This is a genomic window from Rhizobacter sp. (assembly GCA_019635355.1).
Lineage (GTDB): Bacteria > Pseudomonadota > Gammaproteobacteria > Burkholderiales > Burkholderiaceae_C > Rhizobacter.
Map to the genome: position 1 here is coordinate 2441725 of JAHBZQ010000001.1, position 20956 is coordinate 2462680.

The 20956-nt window shown below is 67.2% G+C and carries 15 protein-coding genes; 3 read left to right on the forward strand and 12 right to left on the reverse strand.

The features are described from left to right. The 12 genes from KF892_10935 to mraZ form a co-directional block, all read right to left on the reverse strand. Nucleotides 1–963, reverse strand: a complete 963-nt coding sequence (locus KF892_10935) for a D-alanine--D-alanine ligase (protein ID MBX3625519.1) — start codon at nucleotides 961–963, stop codon at nucleotides 1–3. Then, on the reverse strand, nucleotides 960–2369 hold the full coding sequence (locus KF892_10940) for a UDP-N-acetylmuramate--L-alanine ligase (GenBank protein ID MBX3625520.1): 1410 nt from the start codon (nucleotides 2367–2369) through the stop codon (nucleotides 960–962). Before KF892_10940 ends, KF892_10935 begins: the two co-directional genes overlap by 4 nt. An 85-nt stretch (nucleotides 2370–2454) precedes the next feature. Beyond that, complete coding sequence (gene murG / locus KF892_10945) at nucleotides 2455–3534, reverse strand: undecaprenyldiphospho-muramoylpentapeptide beta-N-acetylglucosaminyltransferase (GenBank protein ID MBX3625521.1); 1080 nt, start codon at nucleotides 3532–3534, stop codon at nucleotides 2455–2457. After that, entirely contained in the window at nucleotides 3531–4796 is a 1266-nt protein-coding gene (gene ftsW / locus KF892_10950; GenBank protein ID MBX3625522.1) for a putative lipid II flippase FtsW, read from the reverse strand. The genes murG and ftsW overlap by 4 nt, the downstream gene beginning before the upstream one ends. Beyond that, nucleotides 4793–6616, reverse strand: a complete 1824-nt coding sequence (gene murD, locus KF892_10955) for a UDP-N-acetylmuramoyl-L-alanine--D-glutamate ligase (protein ID MBX3625523.1) — start codon at nucleotides 6614–6616, stop codon at nucleotides 4793–4795. The genes ftsW and murD overlap by 4 nt, the downstream gene beginning before the upstream one ends. A 7-nt stretch (nucleotides 6617–6623) precedes the next feature. Beyond that, nucleotides 6624–7805, reverse strand: coding sequence for a phospho-N-acetylmuramoyl-pentapeptide-transferase (gene mraY / locus KF892_10960; GenBank protein MBX3625524.1), 1182 nt, complete (start codon nucleotides 7803–7805; stop codon nucleotides 6624–6626). Between the two features lie 5 nt (nucleotides 7806–7810). Then, complete coding sequence (murF, locus tag KF892_10965; protein MBX3625525.1) at nucleotides 7811–9196, reverse strand: UDP-N-acetylmuramoyl-tripeptide--D-alanyl-D-alanine ligase; 1386 nt, start codon at nucleotides 9194–9196, stop codon at nucleotides 7811–7813. Beyond that, on the reverse strand, nucleotides 9193–10704 hold the full coding sequence (locus KF892_10970) for a UDP-N-acetylmuramoyl-L-alanyl-D-glutamate--2,6-diaminopimelate ligase (GenBank protein ID MBX3625526.1): 1512 nt from the start codon (nucleotides 10702–10704) through the stop codon (nucleotides 9193–9195). The genes murF and KF892_10970 overlap by 4 nt, the downstream gene beginning before the upstream one ends. Continuing rightward, nucleotides 10704–12509, reverse strand: coding sequence for a penicillin-binding protein 2 (locus tag KF892_10975; GenBank protein ID MBX3625527.1), 1806 nt, complete (start codon nucleotides 12507–12509; stop codon nucleotides 10704–10706). The genes KF892_10970 and KF892_10975 overlap by 1 nt, the downstream gene beginning before the upstream one ends. Next, entirely contained in the window at nucleotides 12506–12802 is a 297-nt protein-coding gene (gene ftsL, locus KF892_10980) for a cell division protein FtsL (GenBank protein MBX3625528.1), read from the reverse strand. The genes KF892_10975 and ftsL overlap by 4 nt, the downstream gene beginning before the upstream one ends. Nucleotides 12803–12836: 34 nt before the next feature. Then, nucleotides 12837–13769, reverse strand: a complete 933-nt coding sequence (gene rsmH, locus KF892_10985) for a 16S rRNA (cytosine(1402)-N(4))-methyltransferase RsmH (GenBank protein ID MBX3625529.1) — start codon at nucleotides 13767–13769, stop codon at nucleotides 12837–12839. Nucleotides 13770–13780: 11 nt separating this feature from the next. Continuing rightward, on the reverse strand, nucleotides 13781–14221 hold the full coding sequence (mraZ, locus tag KF892_10990) for a division/cell wall cluster transcriptional repressor MraZ (GenBank protein MBX3625530.1): 441 nt from the start codon (nucleotides 14219–14221) through the stop codon (nucleotides 13781–13783). 297 nt (nucleotides 14222–14518) lie between these two features. Here mraZ and KF892_10995 point away from each other — a divergent pair, with 297 nt between their 5' ends. The 3 genes from KF892_10995 to KF892_11005 are packed head-to-tail and all read left to right on the forward strand — an operon-like array spanning nucleotide 14519 to nucleotide 20953. Then, nucleotides 14519–16543: an FAD-dependent oxidoreductase gene (locus tag KF892_10995; GenBank protein ID MBX3625531.1), complete on the forward strand. Its 2025-nt coding sequence runs from the start codon at nucleotides 14519–14521 to the stop codon at nucleotides 16541–16543. After that, complete coding sequence (locus tag KF892_11000) at nucleotides 16527–20009, forward strand: AAA family ATPase (GenBank protein ID MBX3625532.1); 3483 nt, start codon at nucleotides 16527–16529, stop codon at nucleotides 20007–20009. The genes KF892_10995 and KF892_11000 overlap by 17 nt, the downstream gene beginning before the upstream one ends. After that, entirely contained in the window at nucleotides 20009–20953 is a 945-nt protein-coding gene (locus KF892_11005; GenBank protein MBX3625533.1) for a hypothetical protein, read from the forward strand. Before KF892_11000 ends, KF892_11005 begins: the two co-directional genes overlap by 1 nt. Nucleotides 20954–20956 lie beyond the last annotated feature (3 nt).

Genomic DNA, 20956 nt, shown 5'->3' on the forward strand with positions numbered 1-20956 from the left:
TCAGGTCTTGGAGCTGTCCAGCGAAGCGTTGGCAATCAAGTGCAGGCAAAGCTGCTCATAGGGCATGCCGTTCGCCGCGGCCGACTTCGGCACCAGCGAATGCGAGGTCATGCCCGGCGAGGTGTTCATCTCCAGGAGGAAGGGCTTGCGGTCGCTCTTCCTGATCATCAGATCGGCGCGGCCCCAGCCGCGGCAGTTCAGCGTGCGGTAGGCCTCGACCACGATGCGCTGGATCTCGCGCTCTTCCGCTTCCGGCAGACCGCTCGGCACGTGGTACTTCACGACGTCGGTGAAGTACTTGTTCTGGTAGTCGTAGTCGCCTTCGGGCGCGGCGATGCGCACGACGGGCAGCGCCACTGCGTTGGCGCCGTGGCCGAGCACCGGGCAGGTCACTTCGTCACCGTCGATGAACTCTTCGCACAGCACCTCGTGGTCGTACTTGGCGGCCAGCGCCACCGCATCGGCCATTTCGGAATAGCCGCTCACCTTGCTGACGCCGATCGACGACCCTTCGTGCGGCGGCTTGACGAAGAGCGGCAGGCCCAACTCATCGGGCACGGCGCGCACGTCCTCGCGCGACTGGCGGTCGGCCGGCAGCACCACGTAGCGCGGCGTCGGCAGCCCTTCGGCCAGCCAGATGCGCTTGGTCATCACCTTGTCCATCGCGATGCTGGAGGCCATCACGCCGGAGCCGGTGTAGGGGATGCCCAGCAATTCGAGCGCGCCCTGCACGGTGCCGTCTTCGCCGTGGCGGCCGTGCAGCGCGATGAAGCAGCGGTCGAAGCCCTGCTTCTTCAGTTCGACGAGATCCTGCTTCGCGGGGTCGAACGCGTGCGCATCCACGCCCTGCGATTGCAGTGCCTGCAGCACGCCCTCGCCCGACATCAGCGACACGTCGCGCTCGGCCGAAGTGCCGCCCATCAGCACGGCCACCTTGCCCAAGGCCTTCACGTTGATGCTCATGTGGCCTCCTTCAACATCTCTGCCACCTGCCCCGCCACCGCGCCGATCGTGCCGGCGCCCATCGCGATCACCACGTCACCGCCCTTGGCCTGCTCGGCGATTGCCGCGGGCATCTGCGAAATCTCATCCACGAAGATCGGGTCGACCTTGCCGGCCACGCGCAGCGCGCGGGCGAGCGAGCGGCCATCGGCCGCGACGATCGGCGCTTCGCCAGCGGCGTAGACCTCGCCCAGCAGCACCGCATCGGCCGTGCCCATCACCTTCACGAAGTCTTCGAAGCAGTCGCGTGTGCGGGTGTAGCGGTGCGGCTGGAACGCGATCACCAGGCGACGGCCCGGGAACGCACCGCGTGCGGCCGCGATCACCGCGGCCATTTCCACCGGGTGGTGGCCGTAGTCATCGATCAGCGTGAACTTGCCGCCGTCCTTCGCCGGCCAGTCGCCGTAGCGCTGGAAACGCCGGCCAACGCCGTGGAACTCACCGAGCGCTTTCACGAGCGGCGCATCGGGCAGCTCCAGCTCGGTGGCCACCGCCACCGCCGCGAGCGCGTTGAGCACGTTGTGCTCGCCAGGCAGGTTGAGCGTGATGTCGAGGTCGGGCATCACGACGCCATTGCGGCGCTGCGCGGTGAAGCGCATCTGGCCGCCTTCGAGCGCCTGCACGTTGACGGCACGCACCTGGTTGTCGGGCCCGAAGCCGTAGGTCACGACGGGGCGCGACACCATCGGGATGATCGACTTCACGCCCGGGTCGTCCCCGCACAGAATCGCCGCACCGTAGAACGGCATGCGGTGCAGGAACTCGACGAACGCGCCCTTGAGCTTGGTCAGGTCGTGGCCGTAGGTGTCCATGTGGTCGGCGTCGATGTTGGTCACGACGCTGATCACGGGAAGCAGGTTGAGGAACGAGGCGTCCGACTCGTCGGCCTCAACCACGATGTAGTCGCCCGAGCCGAGGCGCGAGTTGGCACCGGCCGCGTTGAGCCGACCGCCGATCACGAAGGTGGGGTCGACACCGGCTTCGGCCAGCACGCTCGTCACCAGCGACGTGGTCGTCGTCTTGCCGTGCGTGCCGGCGATGGCGATGCCCTGCTTCAGGCGCATCAGCTCGGCCAGCATCACCGCGCGCGGCACCAGCGGCACCCGCTTGGCGCGGGCGGCCAGCACCTCGGGGTTGTCGCCCTTCACGGCCGTCGACGTGACCACCGCCTGCGCGCCCGCGATGTTCTCGGCCGCGTGGCCGACGAAGACCTTGATGCCGAGCGATGCGAGACGACGCGAGACCGGGCTGTCGCTCTGGTCGGAGCCCGACACCGTGTAGCCGAGGTTGTGCAGGATCTCGGCAATGCCGCTCATGCCCGCACCCCCGATGCCGACGAAATGGATGTGCTTCACCGCGTGCTTCATGACTGCCCCTCGTCCGATGAGTACATCGGCCGATCCCCCGAGGGGATGCGATCCGGCTTGGGGCGGCCCGGCGCTCGGATCGCTCTCATGCTGTCACCAACCTTTCAAGTTCATCGGCGACCTTCGACGCGGCGCGCACACGCGCCAGCGCCCGTGCCTTGGTCGCCATGCTCATCAGCGCTTCGCGCGTGAGGCCTTTCAACAGGTCTGCCAATCGTTGCGGCGTCAGCTCGCTTTGCGGCAGGTGGATCGCGGCGCCCTGCCGCGCCAGCCATTCGGCGTTGTCACGCTGGTGGCTGGTGGTGCTCACCACCAGCGGGACCAGCACGCTCGCCACGCCGGCCGCACACAGCTCGCTCACCGTCACCGCACCGGCGCGGCAGATGATCACGTCGCACTCGGCCAGGCGCTCGCTCATGTTGTGGATGAAGGGCAGCACCTCGGCGTCGACGTGCAGCGCGGCGTAGTCGGCGCGGGCTTTCTCGAAATTGGCCGTGCCGGTCTGGTGCGTCACGACCGGCCGCTCGCGCACCGGCAGCAGGGCCAGGGCACGCGGCAGCGCGTCGTTCAGCGCGCTTGCGCCCAGGCTGCCGCCCACCACCAGCACCCGCAGGGCGCCGATGCGGCCCTCGAATCGCTCCAGCGGCGGCGGCAGGCTCTCGATCTCGGCGCGCACCGGGTTGCCGGTCACGATGCCTTGCTTGACCTTGTGCGCGGCCTCGCCATCGAAGCCGAAGGCCACCTTGTCGGCGACCGGCAAAAGGCTCTTGTTGCTCATCAGCAGCGACGCATCGGCATTGACCAGCATCAGTGGCTTGCTCAGCAGCGAGGCCATCAGCCCGCCCGGGAAGCAGACGTAGCCGCCCATGCCGAGCACCGCGTTCGCGTGGCGCTTGCGCAGGATCTGCAGGCAACGCCAGAACGCGACCAATAGACGGAAACCGCCCGTCGCCGTGTGCAGCAAGCCCTTGCCACGCAGCCCGCTGAACGTGATGTTGTCCATCGGGATGCCCGAGGGCGGCACGAGCTTGTTCTCCATGCCGTGCGTGGTGCCGAGCCAGCTGACCGTCCAGCCGCGCTTCTGCATTTCGGTGGCGACGGCGAGGCCCGGGATCACGTGCCCACCCGTGCCCGCCGCCATGATGACGAGGTGCTTGGCGCTCATGCGCGGCCTCCTCTCATCAACTGCCGGTTCTCGATGTCGATGCGCAACACGATCGCAAGCGCCACGAGATTCATCAGGATGCCCGAGCCGCCGAAGCTCATGAGCGGCAGCGTCAGCCCCTTGGTCGGCAGCACGCCCAGGTTCACGCCCATGTTGATGAAGGCCTGGCCGCCGATCCAGATGCCGATGCCTTGCGCGAACAAACCGGCGAACACCCGGTCGAGCGCCACCGCCTGGCGGCCGATGTGGAAGATGCGCCGCGCGAGCCAGAAGAAGGCGCAGATCACCGCGGCCACGCCGATGAAGCCCAGCTCCTCTCCGATCACCGCGAGCAGGAAGTCGGTGTGCGCCTCGGGCAGGTAGTGCAGCTTCTCGACACTGCCGCCCAGCCCCTGGCCGAAGATCTCGCCGCGGCCGAAGGCGATCAGCGAGTGCGAGAGCTGGTAGGCCTTGCCCAGCGTGTACTTCTCGTCCCACGGGTTCAGGTACGCAAAGATGCGCTCGCGCCGCCATTCGCTGAAGGTGATCATCAGCACGAAAGCGCCCACCAGCACGGCGGTGATCAGGAAGAACATGCGCCCGTTCACGCCACCGAGGAAGAGGATGCCCATCGCGATGGCCGCGATCACCATGAACGCGCCCATGTCGGGCTCGGCCAGCAGCAGGAGGCCCACCACCGCCACGCTCACCGCCATCGGCATCACCGCGCGGAAGAAGTTCTCCTTCACCTCCATCTTGCGCACCATGTAGTTGGCGGCGTAGAGCGCGATGGCGAGCTTGGCGAGCTCGGAGGGCTGGAAGTTGGTGAAGCCCAGCGGGATCCAGCGACGCGCGCCGTTCACGCCCTTGCCGATGCCAGGGATCAGCACCAGCACCAGCAGCAGCAGCGCCGCCACGAAAACCCAGGGGGCGAATTTCTCCCACACGTTGACCGGCACCTGGATCACGATCACCGCGGCGACGAAGGCCACGAGGATCGACAGCGCATGCCGCATGAGGAAGTGTGTGGGCGCGTAGCGGGCGAACTTCGGGTTGTCGGGCAAGGCGACCGAGGCCGAATAGACCATCACCAGCCCGAGCGCCATCAAGGCCAGCACGACCCAGATGAGCTGCAGGTCGAAGCCTTGCAGCTTGGTGGGCTGGCCGGACGCGCCGGTCCAGTCGCGGATGGGCACGCTGGTGCCGCCGTCGCGCTTGACGAGCGACAGCAGCCGCTCTTTCAGCGAACCGACGAAGGCGAAACGGCCGGCAAGCGTCGTCACACGACCTCCCCGCCCGCCGACGCCACGGCCTGCACTTCGGCCACGAAGACCTCGGCGCGGTGCGCGTAGTTGCGGAACATGTCAAGGCTCGCGCAGGCCGGGCTCAAGAGCACCGCGTCACCTGCATGCGCGCGCTGGAAAGCCCAGCGCGTGGCCTCTTCCAGCGTGGCATGGCGTTGCACCGGCACGCCGGTGAAGCGCAGCACCTGCTCGATGGCCTCGGCATCGCGGCCGATCGTGGCCACCGCGCGCGCGTGGTGCTGCACGGGGGTGGCGAGCGGCGCGAAGTCCTGCCCCTTGCCGTCACCGCCGAGGATGACAACGAGCTTGCTGGGCGACTTGTCTTCGCCCAGGCCATTCAGCGCCGCGACGGTGGCGCCGACGTTGGTGCCCTTGCTGTCGTCATACGCCTCGACGCCGTTGACGGTGGCGACGAACTCCACGCGATGCGGCTCGCCTGCGTACTCGCGCAGGCCATGCAGCATGGGCGCGAGCGGGCTGCCGGCCGCGGTGGCGAGCGCCAGTGCGGCCAGCGCGTTGGCGGCGTTGTGGCGGCCTCTCACGCGCAGCGCATCCGCCGGCATCAGGCGCTGGATCATGAGGTCTTCCTCTTCGACCGCGGCGCCCTTCTTGGGCTTCTTCACACCGGACTCATCGGGCTCGAGCGCACGCACCAGCCAGGCGATGCCGTTCTCGACCAGCACGCCGAAGTCGCCCGGGCGCTGCGGCGCATCGAGGCCGAAGCGCACCACGTGGCGCTCGATCGGCTTGGCGAAGCGGCCCTTGCCCGGCACAGGCGGCGGGATCATCTTCTCGACCAGCGGGTCGTCGCGGTTGATGACCATCACCGCGCCGCTGCCGAAGATGCGCGCCTTCGCGGCCGCATACGACTCCATGCTGCCGTGCCAGTCCAGGTGGTCCTGCGTCACGTTGAGCACGGTGGCGGCGGTGGGCTCGAAGCCTTGCACGCCGTCGAGCTGGAAGCTGGAGAGCTCCAGCACCCACACCTCGGGCAAGTGCTCGAACACCGGGCCGGGCGGCGGCGGTGGGATCAGGTGAGGCGGAGGGCCGCCGCCGGTGGGCTCATCGTCGGCCGGCGATTCAACGGCAACGGCTGCCACAGCCGGCTCGGCCGCCAGCGCAGCGGCTTCGGCTTCTGCAGAAATCTCCTGCGCACCGAGCGTTTCCGTTTCGGCGGCGATCACGTCGTCGTCGACCGGCGCGGGCGGCTCGGTCACCGGCTCGTTGGGCACGGCCGCGCCAGCCTCGGCAACGGCTTCCACTGCAGGCACCTCGGGCGTCGGCTCCAGCGCCAGCGCATCGGCCAGCGTCTGCAGCATCGTCGGCCCGATGTTGCCGGCCACGGCCACACGTTTGCCGGTGCGCTCGATCAGCTGGCCGGTCATCGAGGTGGTGGTGGTCTTGCCGTTGGTGCCGGTGATCGCGATCACCTTCGGGGCGTAGCCTCGCTCGGCCTTCAGATCGGCCAGCGCACGGACGAAGAGGTCGAGCTCGCCCTGCACCGGCACACCGGTCTCGCGCGCGAGCGTGAGCAAGGGGGCGATGCGTTCGTCGGTCGGGGCGAGGCCCGGGCTCTTCAGCACCAGCTGCACGCCCTCGCGCATCAGTGCGGCGTCGAGCACGCCGCTCAGGCGTTCAGCCGACGGCACCTGCTCTTTCAGCGCCGCGTCTTGCGGAGCGGTTTCGCGCGAGTCCCACACACGCACACGCGCGCCGTGTTCCGCACACCAGCGCGCCATGGCCAAGCCGGACTCACCGAGTCCCAGTACCAGCACATGAGCGTCCTTCAGATGCTTCATCTTCTTATCAACGCAACTTCAGACTGGCCAATCCGACCAGGCACAACAACATGGTGATGATCCAGAAGCGCACGACGACCTGCGTCTCCTTCCAGCCCGATTTCTCGAAGTGGTGGTGCAGCGGCGCCATCTTCAAAATGCGCCGGCCGGTGCCGGTCTTCTTCTTCGTGTACTTGAACCAGCTCACCTGCAGCATCACCGACAGCGCTTCGACCACGAAGATGCCACCCATGATCCCGAGCACGATCTCCTGGCGGGTGATGACGGCAATCGTCCCGAGCGCGCCGCCCAGCGACAGCGCGCCCACGTCGCCCATGAACACCTGCGCCGGATGGGCGTTGAACCACAAGAAGGCGAGGCCCGCGCCGGCCATCGCGGCACAGAAGATGAGCAGCTCGCCGGCACCGGGGATGTAGGGGAACAGCAGGTACTTCGAGTACACCGAGCTGCCCACCACATAGGCGAACACGCCGAGCGCCGAGCCCACCATCACCACCGGCATGATCGCCAGGCCATCGAGGCCGTCGGTGAGGTTCACCGCGTTGCTCGCCCCCACGATCACGAGGTAGGTGAGGATGATGAAACCGAAGACGCCCAGCGGGTAGCTGATCGTCTTGATGAAGGGGATCATCAGGTCGGCCTTGGGCGGCAGGTCGTTCGAGAAGCCGCTCTGCACCCAGCGGATGAAGAGTTCCAGCACCCGCAGGTTGGAAGTCTCCGACACGCTGAACGCGAGGTACACCGCCGCCACCAGGCCGATCAGCGACTGCCAGAAGAACTTCTCGCGCGAGCGCATGCCTTCAGGGTCTTTCTTGACGACCTTGCGCCAGTCGTCGACCCAGCCGATGGCGCCGAAGCCCATCGTCACGATCATCACGATCCAGACGAAGCGGTTGCTCCAGTCAAACCACAGCAGTGTGCTGATGCCGATGGCAATGAGGATCAGCACGCCACCCATGGTGGGCGTGCCGCTCTTGGCGATGTGCTGCTGCACGCCGTATTCGCGGATGGGCTGGCCGATCTTGAGTGCCGTCAAGCGTCGGATCACCCACGGCCCGAAGGCAAGGCCGATCAGCAAAGCGGTCATCGCCGCCAGCACCGCACGGAAGGTGAGGTACTGGAAGACGCGCAGGAACCCGAGTTGCTCCGGGTACAGGCTCTGCAGCCACTGGAAGAGACTCAGCAGCATGGTGGTCAATGTCCTTTTTGTTGTTGTGCAGGAGCCGCGGGCACGAGGGCGGCCACCACCTGTTCCATCTTCATGAAGCGCGAACCCTTGACCAGCATCGAGGCGCAGTCGGGTGCGGCGGGCAGCGCGGTCAGCAGTGCAGCCACCGAATCGAAGTGACGCGCGCCCGGGCCGTAGGCATCGGCGGCGTAGCGGCAGAGCTGGCCGACGGTCCACAGCGCATCGATGCCGTGCGTGCGCGCATACGCGCCCACCTCGCGGTGAAAGGCCGGGCCCTGGTCGCCCACCTCGCCCATGTCACCGAGCACGAGCCAGTGTGGGCCGGGCAGCTGCGACAGCACCTCGACGGCAGCACGCACCGAGTCGGGGTTGGCGTTGTAGGTGTCGTCGACGAGGGCCACTGGCACGCCCTGCACCTGCGCGCGCTTGAGCTGCGAGCGGCCTTTCACCGGCTCGAAGGCTTCGAGGCCGCGCACGATCGCGTCGAGCGGCGCACCGGCAGCGAGCGCGCAGGCGGTGACGGCCAGCGCGTTCTTCACGTTGTGCCAGCCGGGCATGCGCAGTTGCACGGCGGCGAAACCGGCCGGTGTGTGCAGCATCAGCGACCAGTGGTCGATGGCCCACTCGGCATCGGCCGTCACGTCGGCCGCGCCCTTGAGGGCGAAGGTCAGCGTGGGGCGCATGCCGGCGAGCTGGTGCCACAGCGGCGCGTATGTGTCGTCGGCGGGGAACACGGCGGTGCCGGTCGGGCCGAGCGCGTCGAACACCGTCGCGTTCTCGCGCGCCACGGCTTCGACCGTCGCCATGAATTCCTGGTGCTCGCGCTGGGCGTTGTTGACGAGCGCGACGGTGGGCGCCGCCATCGTGGCCAAGCCGGCAATCTCGCCCGGGTGGTTCATGCCGAGTTCGATCACGGCGGCGTGGTGCGTGTCGCGCATCCGCAGCAGCGTGAGCGGCACGCCGATGTCGTTGTTGAAATTGCCTTCGGTCCAGAACGCAGCCTCGCCCTGCCACGCACGCAGCACCGAAGCCGTCATCTGCGTGCAGGTGGTCTTGCCGTTGCTGCCGGTGATGGCAATCAACGGCAGCTGGAAGCGTGCGCGCCATGCGGCAGCCAGCGCGCCCAGCGCCTGCTTGCTGTCGGCCACCTGCAGGCCCGGCAGGCCGGCTTCGACGAGGCCTCGCTCGGCGAGCGCGGCCACCGCACCGGCAGATTGCGCCTGCGAGAGGAAGTCGTGCGCGTCGAAACGCTCACCTTTCAGCGCCACGAAAAAGTCGCCGGCCTGCAGCGTGCGCGTGTCGGAGTGCACGCGGTTCAGCGTGAGCGCGCCATCGCCCACCAGCGTGGAGCCAGAGAGCAGTGCGTGGGCTTGGGCGAGCGTCATCATCATGGCGACACCCTCGCGGCAAGCGCCGTGCGCGACTCGTCCACATCGGAGAACGGGTGCTTCACCCCGCCGATGTCCTGCTCGGCCTCGTGGCCCTTGCCGGCGACGAGGATCACGTCTTGCGGCTTCGCGTTCTTCACCGCATGCACGATGGCCGCGCGGCGGTCTTCGATCACGAGCGCACGATCCGGCCGCGCCATGCCGGCGACGATCTGCGTGAGGATCTGGCCCGGCGCTTCCAGGCGCGGGTTGTCGCTCGTCACCACCACCTGGTCGGCCTCGCGCTCGGCGATGGCGCCCATCAGCGGGCGCTTGGTCGCGTCGCGGTTGCCGCCGCAGCCGAACACGCACCACAGCGTGCCCTGGCGTTCCTGCGCGAAGGGGCGCACGGCCTGCAGCGCTTTTTCCAGCGCGTCGGGTGTGTGGGCGTAGTCCACCACCACCACCGGCTGCTCGCCACCGCCCACCTGCTGCATGCGGCCGGGCACTGGCGTGAGCTGGGCGCAGACCCGCGCCGCGTCGGCGAGCGGGATGCCGAGCGCACGCAAGCCGCCGATCACGGCCAGCAGGTTCGATACGTTGTAGTCGCCGATCAGGCCGGTGCGCACACCGCTCGCGGCATCACCCTCGCGCACGGTGAAACATAGGCCGCCGTCGCGGTAGGCCACGTCGCTGGCCCGCAGGCGCGCAAAGCCTTTGGTGCTGTACGTCCACACGTCGAGGTTGGCCAGCAGGGGCGCGAGCACCGCGCCGCGCTCGTCGTCGACGTTGAGCACCGCCGCATGCAGCCCGGGCCAGTTGAAGAGCTGGGCCTTGGCGGCCCAGTAGGCCTCCATCGTGCCGTGGTAGTCGATGTGGTCGCGGGTGAAGTTGGTGAACAAGGCCACCGCCACCTGCGTGCCCGCCATGCGGTGCTCCACGATGCCGATCGACGAGGCCTCGATGGCGCAGGCCTGGAAACCCTGGTCGACGAAGCCCTTGAAGCCGGCCTGCAGCGTGACGGGGTCTGGCGTGGTGAGGCCGGTCGACTGGATGGTCGCACCCGGCGCTGCCGCGGCCGATGGCGGCTCGCCCACGCCCAGCGTACCGACCACGCCGCAGCGTTTGCCCAGCAGCGAGAGCGCCTGCGCCACCCACCACGCGGTGGAGGTCTTGCCGTTGGTGCCGGTCACGGCCACCACGTCGAGCCGCTTGCTCGGCTGCTCGTACCAGGCGCTCGCGAGCGGCCCGGTGGCGGCCTTGAGGCCTGCCAGCGCACCGACCTTCGCGCCGTCGAAGTGGAAGGCTTCGGCCCCCTTGGCCTCGACCAGGCACGCCGCGGCACCGGCCGCCAGGGCGGCGGGCACGAACTGGCGACCGTCGTTCGCATAGCCCGGCCACGCGATGAAGGCGTCGCCCGGCTGCACACGCCGGCTGTCGGTGCGCAGCTGCTTCACGCCGCGGCTCTTCAGCCACGCGACGGCGCTGCCCACGTCAAGCAAGGTGGTCAATGACACGGGAGAGGCCGTCATCAGAAGCTCTCCTCCACCACCGGCAGCTTGTTCGTCACGATCTGCTGCTTGACCTCGAGGTCGGGCGGCACGCTCATCGAACGCAGCGTCTGCTGCACGACTTCGCTGAACACCGGCGCGGCCACGTCGCCACCGAAATACTTGCCGTCGCTCGGCTCGTCGACCATCACCGCCACCACGATGCGCGGCTTGTCGATCGGCGCCATGCCGACGAACCACGAGCGGTACTTCTTGTCGGCGTAGCCCTTGCCTTCCTGCTTGTGCGCGGTGCCCGACTTGCCGCCCACCGAGTAGCCGATGGTCTGCGCCTTGGGCGCGGTGCCGCCGGGGCCGGCGGCCATTTGCAGCATGTGGCGCACGGCCTGCGCGGTCTTGGGCGACATCACGCGCACACCCGGCGCCTGCACGTCGTTCGGCAGGTTGTGGTTCTTGAGGATCGAGGTCGGCACCAGCTCGCCATCGCGCGCGAACACGGTGTACGCCCGCGCCAGCTGGAAGAGGCTCGCCGACAGGCCATAGCCGTAGCTCATGGTCGCCTGTTCCACCGGGCGCCAGGTCTTGTAGGGACGCAGGCGCCCGCTCACCGCGCCGGGGAAGTCGATCTGCGGCCGCTGGCCGAGGCCCACCTGCGTGTACAGCTCCCACATCTCGCGCGGCTGCATCTGCATCGCCATCTTGACGGTGCCGACGTTGCTCGACTTCTGGATCACCTCTTCCACCGTCAGGTCGCCGTGCGGGTGGGCATCGCGGATGGTGGAGCCGGTGATGTTGATGCTGCCCGGTGCGGTGGCGATCACGGTCTTGGGCGACACGCGGCCGGTCTCCATCGCGAGCGACACGATGAAGGGCTTCATGGTCGAGCCGGGCTCGAAGGTGTCGGTCAGCGCGCGGTTGCGCAGCTGGCCGCCGGTGAGGTTTTGCCGGTCGTTGGGTGAGTAGCTCGGGAAGTTGGCCAGCGCCAGCACCTCGCCGCTCTGCACGTCGAGCACCACCACGCTGCCGGCCTTGGCCTTGTGCTGCGCCACCGCGTCGCGGATGCGCTGGTAGGCGTAGAACTGCACCTTCGAGTCGATCGAGAGCTGGATGTCGCGGCCATCGACCGGCTGCACGCTCTCGCCGATGTCTTCGACCACGCGGCCCAGGCGATCCTTCACCACACGGCGGGTGCCGTTGCGGCCCTGCAGGTCTTTCTGGAACGCGAGCTCGATGCCTTCCTGGCCCTTCTCCTCGATGTTGGTGAAGCCCACCACGTGCGCCGCCGCCTCGCCCTCGGGGTACTTGCGCTTGAACTCGCGCACCTGGTAGAGGCCCTTGATGCCGAGCGACAGCGCCTTTTTCGCCACGGCGTCATCGACCTGGCGGCGCAGCCACACGAAGTTGGGGCTGTCGTCGAGCCGGTTGGCGAGCTCGGTGGGGGTCATGCCCAAAAGCTTGGCGAGGTTGGCGCGCTGGTGCTTGTCGGCCTCGAAGTCCTTGGGGATGACCCACAGCGAAGGCGCGGGCACGCTGGAAGCGAGGATGAGCCCGCTGCGGTCGGTGATGCGGCCGCGGCTGGCGGCGAGCTCCAGCGTGCGGGCGTAGCGGATCTCGCCCTGCTTGAGGAAGAAGTCGTTGCCGACGATCTGCACGTAGACCGCGCGGCCGGCGAGCACGCAGAAGCCCAGGCCGACGAGGCCGACAAGAAACTTCGAACGCCACGGCGGCGTCTTCGAGGCGAGCAGCGGGCTCGTCGAATACATGACGCTGCGCACGTTGACGGCGCCCGCCTTCGGGTTCTTCTGAGACTTGCTACCCGGCAGCTTCATTTCGCGCCCCCCGGGGCCGAAGCGGCCGCAGGCGAATACGGCACGTACTGCGTGACGGCGGGTGTGGCATTGCGCATCGCCAGGCGCTCGCGCGCGACCTTCTCCACCCGCAGCGGCGTGGCCTGAGACTGCTTCTCGGCGATCAGCCGCTCATGCTCGATCTCCAGCTGGCGAGCCTCGCTCTGCGCGCGGTCCAGCTGCGCGAAGAGGCGCCGTGAGTCGTAGGACACACGGACAAGATAGACGCTGCTCATCACGAGCGCCACCAGCAGCAGAACGTTCAGACGGGTCATGCCGCCTTCCGATTCCACAGCACGATCTTCATCGTCATGCCAAGGCCTCCGTTCTTTCAGCAATGCGCATCACGGCAGAGCGTGAGCGTGGGTTGGCGTTGACCTCCTCGTCGGAAGGTTTGACACGCCCCAGTGACTTGAGCCGCATCGCCTTCGGTGCCGCAAACGGAGCCCGGCGGTCGAAGACCTCCTTGCTCTCGTTGGCGATGAAGGTCTTGACGATGCGGTCTTCGAGCGAGTGGAAGCTGATGACCACCAGCCGCCCGCCGGGCAGCAAGAGGTCGATCGCCGCGCTCAGAGCTTGTTCGAGTTCCTCAAGCTCGGCGTTGACGAAAATCCGAAGAGCCTGAAATGTGCGCGTTGCAGGGTTCTGGCCCGGCTCGCGGGTTTTGACCGCGCCAGCCACGACTTCGGAAAGGTCGCGAGTGGTTCGAACTGGATTCCCGCTTTGGCGCCGAGCAACAAGCGCCTTTGCAACCTGTAGAGCAAACCGTTCTTCCCCATAGTTCTTGATCACCTCCGTAATCAGGCGCTCGTCGGCGCGGGCCAGGAAATCCGCGGCGCTCTCACCCCGCGATGTGTCCATGCGCATGTCCAGCGGGCCGTCGTGGCGGAAGCTGAACCCGCGATCCGGGTCGTCGATCTGGGGCGAAGACACACCCAGATCGAGCAGGAGCCCATTGACCTTGGAGATGCCCTGCGCGGCCAAGGCGTCGGCCATGTGCGCAAAGCTCGTGTGATGGATGGAAAAACGCGGGTCATCGACCCGCGTTGCTCCTGTCGTGGCGGCGGCAACGGCTTGCAGGTCCCTGTCGATGGCGACGACCCTCCCCTTGTCGGAGAGCCGCGAGAGCAGCAGCCGCGAATGGCCGCCGCGGCCGAAGGTGCCATCGAGATAGGTGCCGTCGACGCTCGTCACGAGCGCGTCGACCGCCTCGTTCAGGAGCACGGTGGTGTGTTCAAACATGACCGGCTCGCTCAGAAGCTGAAGCTCTTCAGCGACTCGGGCATCGGCGACTGCATCACCTTGGCCTCGTGCTCGGCGTAGCGGGCGGCGTCCCACAGCTCGAAGTGGCTGCCCATCCCGAGCAGCATGACTTCACGCGTGAGGCCGGCCGCCGCGCGCAGCTCGGGCGCGATCAGCACGCGCGAGGAGCCGTCGATTTCCACGTCCATCGCGTTGCCGAGGAAGACACGCTTCCAGCCGGCCGCTTCCATCGGGAGCGCGGCGACCTTGTCGCGGAAGATTTCCCAGGCGGGGCGGGGGAACACCAGCAGCGACCCTTCCGGGTGCTTGGTGATGGTGAGCTGGCTCACGTTCATTGCGGACAGGACCTCGCGGTGACGCGACGGCATGGCGATACGCCCTTTGCCGTCCAGCGTCAGCGCGGCTGGACCCTGGAACACAATGTTTGCCACAAAAACCCACTGAAGTGCACTTATCTGCACTGTAGCTCATCAGAAGAGCCAGGGTCAACGCATCCCCAAAGAAAAAATCAATGGAATCAAGGACTTAGCGAAGGAACTTGAAAGGATGCAACTGCGTGAAAAATTGCTTAAGAAATAAGGACTTGCGATAGGCAGTGAAAGCGATGCCTGAGCTTCGAGACGCATCCCCACCGGGTTAGCGAGCACCTCCGCACCCCATCCACCCCCTCCAAGACGTGGCACGCGCAATGCATCATTCCGCGCTGTCAGCGTCAATGAGGGGGGCTCGTGGACAAGACTCGCATCGCCATCCTGGGCGGCGGCCCGGCCGCGCTGGCCGCCGCCTGGGAGATCACCGAAAGTCCGAATTGGATAAACCGATTCGAGGTCGACGTCTACACGATGGGCTGGCGTCTCGGCGGCAAGTGCGCTTCAAGCCGCAACCCCGACAAGCGCTGGCGCAACGAAGAGCACGGCCTGCATGTGCTCGGCGGCTTCTATCACAACACCTTTCAGCAACTTCGGCCGCTGTATGCCGCGTGGGCCCAGGTGTGCCCGGACACCTCCATCCCTTTCGCAAGCGCCTTCCGGCGTCATCAGGGATTCGCCATCGCGCGAGCGAACGGCGCTCACCGCTGGTCGCATGTGACGGTCAACATGCCTTCGATGCCGGGCGAACCGGGCGTCAATCCGTCCGAGCTGGGCGTCTGGGCCTTGCTGCGGCGTGTCTGGGCCTGGATCGCCGCGGGCCTCGACCGGGTTGGAAAGGAACTCTCGCTCCTCGACTGGAACTCCGATCTCAAGATTCCGGGCCACGGCGACACGCCGCTGCTGACACCCGAACTGCGTGAGCGTGCGCAGCAGTTGCGGGTGTCGGCGCTTCAACTGGCCGGCACAAGCGACCTGGAGGCCGCCATCACAGTCGAAGCAGCCCTGGCTCGCAGCGAGGCATTGCTCGCGTTCGCCGCCGATCTGCCCGAGATCACCAATGCGGACTGGCGCGGCGTACTCAACTTCCTCGGCGCCGTCTCGAAAGGCATCGTGAGGGATCGCGTCTTCGAGCACGGTTTCGATTCGATCAATCACCTCGAAGCCGAGGAATGGCTTCGACAGCATGGCGGCAAAGACCATGGCGTCGCCTGCCCGCTGTTCCAGGCCAGCTACCACTACGCATTCGCCTACATCGATGGGGATCCGCATCGCAAGAACATCGCCGCAGGATCGGGACTGCGCGGCCTGCTGCGAATGCTCTTTACGTATCACGGCACCATCTTCCAGCACATGGATGGTGGCATGGGCGAGGTCTTCGTGGTGCCCTACTACGAAGTGTTGAAGAAGCGCGGCGTTCGTTTCCACTTCTTCCACCGAATCGAAAACATCGAGGTGAAGGACGGCCTGGTGACCCGCATCGACTGCCGCGTGCAAGCCGAGTGCACGGCTGGCAGTGCGGGCTACGAACCGTTGATCGACGTCCAGGACGCCAGCGGAAAGGTACTGCGCCGCTGCTGGCCCACTGCGCCGCTCATGTCTCAGTTGAAGGACGCCGAGGCGGTCGAGGGCGTCGACCTGGAGTCATGGTTCGCCACGACGGGCCTGGGCACACGGAAATCATTGGCGGTCGGGAGCGACTTCCACCATTGCGTGCTCGCGATTTCGGGCGGTGTGCTGCCGAAGGTTGCCAGCACGCTCGCCGCCGACAACCGAAGCTGGCAGACGATGCTCCAGTCGCTGTTCACCACCCCGACGGTGTCGGCGCAACTGTGGCGCCACGACGACGCGGCGAACTACGGCGGGATGTCGCAAGCCGGCATGCTGACCGGCTACGCGCTTGCGCATTCGACGTGGGCCGATGTCTCGTTTCAGCACGCGCTCGAAACCGACCACCAGACGCAAGCCTCGATCTCGATCCTGTGCGGCCCGGCTCCGAAGACCAACGTCCCTCAAAACTCGCACGCCCCGCAGAGCGAGAACGAGCGGGCCGAGAAGATCACGAAAGACTGGCTTGACCAGCATGTGGGCGAAGCACTGCCAGCACTTTCCGGGCGGAACGGCCGCTACGACCCGACGCACGAATACGACCGCTACACGCGGATGAACTCGGACCCGACGTCGCTGTACATGCTCACGCCCAAAGGAACGGTGGACGCACGCATCCGCTGCGAGAAGACAGGCTACCGCAACCTGCTGGTCGCCGGCGATTGGACGCGCCACAACCTTGACATGGGCGCGGTGGAAGCTGCCGTGATGTCGGGGCGGCGCTGCGCGCGTGCCCTGTGTGGCCATCCGCAGGCGATCTATGGCGAACAAGACTGACCCGGGGGTATTGCCGGCCAGCCCCACTCCCACCCGCGGCTCCGTCATCGGTTTCGACGTCGAGAATTTCTCCCGCTACGTGGCGGAAACGACGGCTCAACACGGGCCGAGAGCGGGTGAACTGGCCGCGACCACGCTCATGCGGGGCGAACAGGCGGTCACGCGCATCCTCAGGGACGAAGGCTACGAGTTCATCGACTCCATGGGCGACGGTGCGCTGTACTTCCGCGCAGAGATTCCCCACCCCCGCCAGAGTGAGGCGCTCGTCGAACGGCTGCGCGCGCACCATCATCGACAGTGCGGCCTATGGGCCCGCTTTGCGCAGGTGGAAGGTGGGGTGAATGTCCATTCGTTGCCAGTCCACCTCACGGAGCACCGTAGATTCGTGTGGGGCGATGGACTGGCCCGGCTTCATGACTCCCTGAACCACATCCGCGCCCAACAACGCTCCCGCAAGACGGTTCGACCCGTCTCGCCTGCCCTGCGAAGCGAGATGCGGTCGGGCGAGGTGGTCGACATCGCGTTTCTCTTCCTCAAGCTGCTGGACGCCGGCCGGTGGAGGGAGCTGGACACGTACAAGCTCGACCACGCCCTGCATGGCCTCGTGGAATGGGCGCGTGGCATCGGTGCACAACTGGACCGCCTGGCCCACGATGAAAAAGGCGTGCATCTGCGTCTGAGCGCGCCGGCTTGGGCCGGCGTCGAGGGTTGGACGACACATGCAGCCACGCCACTGGTGATGCTGCGCGAGCACGGCTTCGACCAGGCGGCAGCCGCACTGGCCATCGGCCCGGTCTACCGAGGAACATGGGAAGGCGCCACGAGGGTTGTGCATGGCGCCGCCATCAACCGGGCTGCCAAGCTGTGCGCGAGCCTGCCAGCCGGTGCGATCGAGTTCGATACCTCCGTCGATGCCTACCAGCTGTTGCGTCGGCAGGGACATGACACCTGCGCATTCGTCGGCCGCAGCCGCGTGCTCCAGGACGCACTGGACTGGCTTTCCCGCGAGGGCCCGCGTGCCATCACCCTGCAGGGCGTGGCAGGCATCGGCAAGTCGGCCGTTCTCAAGAATCTGCTCGATCAGCTGAGCAGCAGCACGACCCTGACGGCTTCTGCACGCGGCACGCCTGCCAGCCTGTTTCAACCCCACGCCATCGTCATCGCGCTGCTGCAGTCGGCCTTGCACTCGTGCTGCCGCGACGATGACGAAGAGCTCCAACTGATCGCACAGGCCTTGGCGGGGGAGCCCCTGTCTGCGGAACTTCAGTGGCTTTGCAAGGAGATGCTGCATAACACCGAGGACGAACGCCCCGTCAAGTTGCTGGATGTCTCGCCCGATGAGCGACGGGTTCTGGCCGAACGTGCCCTGGTCGCCGTGTTTGCCGAACTGGGGCGGCGCAGGCATCGCATGGTCTTGGCCATCGACGACATGCATTGGTGCGACGGCGCGTCGCAGACCGTGCTCGCGCAATGCCTGCAGTACATCGACAGGCTGCGCATCGTGAGCTCCGCAAGAACCATGTCGCCGCTTGCCCCGCATTCCCGGAGCGACCTGCCCGAGAACACCCTTTTGCTCGACATCGGGCCGCTGTCTTGCGAGGAGCTACAGGCATTGGTCGATGCAGCCGGACTGCCCTACCCACCTCAGCTGTCGCCCGAACAACTGCACTCGCTGTGTGGTGGCAACCCATTCCATGCGTTGCAGGCGCTCCTCGCGCTGGGCAGCAACGGAGACCGGACTCTCCAATCGATCAAGTCCTTCGATCTCACCCTGGACGCCCGACTCGATGCGCTCGCCCCTGCAGAACTCGACGTCCTTCGCATCCTGGCACTGCATGACGGCAGCGTGCGATGGGAAGACGTGCAAGCCATCCTGCGCCGCCTCACACCGGAAGGCGATGCGCAGGCAGGCGCCGAGTTGCGCAGTGGCTTGGTGCGCAACTGGTACGCGCGGCCCGGCCTTGCCGACGACACCGCCCTTGAAATCGACCATCAGCTGATGCGTGGCGCGCTGATGCGCCGGATGCCGGCCGGCGTGATACGCCTCTGGAGCCAGGCGGCCGCGCGCAACCTCCAGCACCGCTTCCGCCACGAGCCCGCGAGCGGGCACCTGCCGGAGATGGGGCGACTCTGGCGGCAGGCCGGACAAGCCGGCCGCGCGGCAGTTTGTTTTGAGCGGGCCGGCTTGGCGGCCAAGCGCGAGGGCGCGTACAGCGCCGCCGTGCCGCTGCTGGACCTCGCGATCGCCACCACACCCACGACGCGGCGGGCCGTCCGCTGGTTCGCCGAACGGGCTTCTGCCCAATGGGCACTGGGGAACGTCGAAAAGGGCAACGAGTCGGCGCGCCAGGCCCTGGCGCAAGCGCGTAGCGTCCAGGCACTGTCCGCCCGTTTGCGCGCCAACGCGCTGACTGCGGCCGCCATCCGCGTCGAGACAGGCCAATTCCTGGGACGGCTGCCCGACATCATCGGGGGCGCGATCGACACTGCCCGCTACGCCCTGGGTGCCCGAGACATCCAGCTGGCCAGAGGCCGAGCCATCGGGTCGCTCGCCTACGTCTGTGCGTTGCTGCGCCTGGCGCCAGCGGCCGCAGCGCTGTACCGCCTTGGCGAATCCATCGGGATCCGGGACGGGCATCTCCTGCCTTCCGCATACGTCCTGGCATCACGGGCGGTGTGGCGCTTCATGCACGCACGCTGGACCGAAGGGGATGCCGACCTGTCCCGCGCCCTTGAGCGCATCACAGGTCTGAAGGAGCCCCAGATCCACGAGGTCATCGAAACCCTGCGCGGCCTGGGTGCACATCTGCAGGGCGACTTGCCACGAGCGATCGTCCATTTCGAGCGAGTCACCTCGTTGGCCAGCGCGCGCGGGCATGTCATGCACGAAGCCTGGGGGCGCTACGCCAAGGCGCAAACCCTGCTCGCCGCCCGGCGCGCCGACGAAGCGTGGCCACTGCTGTGCCAGGCACAGGCAGGTCTGAGCCAGGTGTCAGACCGCCAGTCACAGCTGATCTGCCTGGGCCTGCGCAGCCGGCTCGCCCTGGCACGCGGGGATGTCGACGAGGCGTTGCGATCTGCCGCGGCCGCGGGGGCACAAGCCAGCACCTTGCCGCCAACCAACTTCTCTTCCACCGAAGGGTATGCCGCCGCCGCACACGTGGGCGCCCTCCTCGAACTGGCCGGCCCCACGGCGGCACACCGCGACGCCGGACACCAGCTTCGCCGCCAACACGCCGCAGTGCTCAATCGCTACGCCATGTTCTTTCCCATCGCTCGTCCCCGAAAGGCCCTGGTCGAAGCGCTCGTCCTCGCACATGCACAGCGCGCCCGCGCCTCGCAGGCAGCCACCGAGGCCGCGCGCCGCGCTGCACGGCTGGGCATGTCCGCCGAAGCCGACATGGGGCACCGCGTGGCCGCGGCGCTGCGGGGCACACATTCGCTCAACCCAATGGAGATGATCTGATGACAGCGTCCACGCCTGCCGCCGCGCCGATCCTGGTCCCTGTTCCCGGCGACATCGTCGGCATACCGCCTTATCGCGCTGAAGGTGGCCACATGCACGTGCTGCTGCTGGAAGGTGACAGGGCGACGCAGCAACGCGAGGTCTGCGACCTGCTGCTCAATCACCCGTCTGGTGGTGCGCTCACCTACCGAGCAATCTCCGACAAGGTGATGCTCGCGGCGTTGTACGTCGACACCATGCGCTCGCTGGATCCAGTGGACGGTCGCAAGGGCGTGATACGCGAATGGGACCTGGGCTTCTGGACGGCGGTGCACGGGGGTCCGACGCATGACAAGCGCCAGTGGAAATTTGGCTGGGTGCCGAGCTTCCTGTTCGTCGATACCGCAAGCGCCATGGCTTCGGGCCGCGAGGTGTACGGGTATCCCAAGACCCTCGCGGCATGGAGGCGCCGGCAGCTTGTACCCCAGGACGCAAGCGTCGAGCTCTGCGTGCTGCACTACGCGCAGCACGCCCCCACCGCTCGCCCACAGGAACAAGTCTTGGTGCAGATCTCACCCCAGAAACCCGACGCGGCTGACGGCCCCGACACCCGGCAACTCGATGCCGCCTTCTGGAGCGACGCAGGCTTGCCCGCTGAACTCGTGCTCGATGCGCTCCCGATACCGTCGGACGTCCTGTCGATGCATCAGGTGATGCTGCGCCAGGTCCGCGATCCGCTGAAACCCGGGCTGGCGCAACACCAGGCGGTGATCGAGGTCGATGTCAAGAGCGACCCGCCGAGGGGCGCGGGGGTCCTGCCAGGCAAGTGGCACGTGGATCTTCTGCCGTCTGCAAGCCATCCGATCGCGAGAACCCTCGGCCTGCAGGCTCGGAGCACCACAGGTTTGGCCTTCTGGGTGGAGCAGGATTTCACAGTCGATGCGGCCCGCCAGCTGTGGCCCTGATCG

Coding starts and splice junctions, on each gene's coding strand:
- KF892_10935 (MBX3625519.1), bottom strand. CDS start 963: ATGAGCATCAACGTGAAGGCCTTGGGCAAGGTGGCCGTGCTGATGGGC.
- KF892_10940 (MBX3625520.1), bottom strand. CDS start 2,369: ATGAAGCACGCGGTGAAGCACATCCATTTCGTCGGCATCGGGGGTGCG.
- murG (MBX3625521.1), bottom strand. CDS start 3,534: ATGAGCGCCAAGCACCTCGTCATCATGGCGGCGGGCACGGGTGGGCAC.
- murD (MBX3625523.1), bottom strand. CDS start 6,616: ATGAAGCATCTGAAGGACGCTCATGTGCTGGTACTGGGACTCGGTGAG.
- mraY (MBX3625524.1), bottom strand. CDS start 7,805: ATGCTGCTGAGTCTCTTCCAGTGGCTGCAGAGCCTGTACCCGGAGCAA.
- murF (MBX3625525.1), bottom strand. CDS start 9,196: ATGATGATGACGCTCGCCCAAGCCCACGCACTGCTCTCTGGCTCCACG.
- KF892_10970 (MBX3625526.1), bottom strand. CDS start 10,704: ATGACGGCCTCTCCCGTGTCATTGACCACCTTGCTTGACGTGGGCAGC.
- KF892_10975 (MBX3625527.1), bottom strand. CDS start 12,509: ATGAAGCTGCCGGGTAGCAAGTCTCAGAAGAACCCGAAGGCGGGCGCC.
- ftsL (MBX3625528.1), bottom strand. CDS start 12,802: ATGACCCGTCTGAACGTTCTGCTGCTGGTGGCGCTCGTGATGAGCAGC.
- rsmH (MBX3625529.1), bottom strand. CDS start 13,769: ATGTTTGAACACACCACCGTGCTCCTGAACGAGGCGGTCGACGCGCTC.
- KF892_11000 (MBX3625532.1), top strand. CDS start 16,527: ATGGCGAACAAGACTGACCCGGGGGTATTGCCGGCCAGCCCCACTCCC.
- KF892_11005 (MBX3625533.1), top strand. CDS start 20,009: ATGACAGCGTCCACGCCTGCCGCCGCGCCGATCCTGGTCCCTGTTCCC.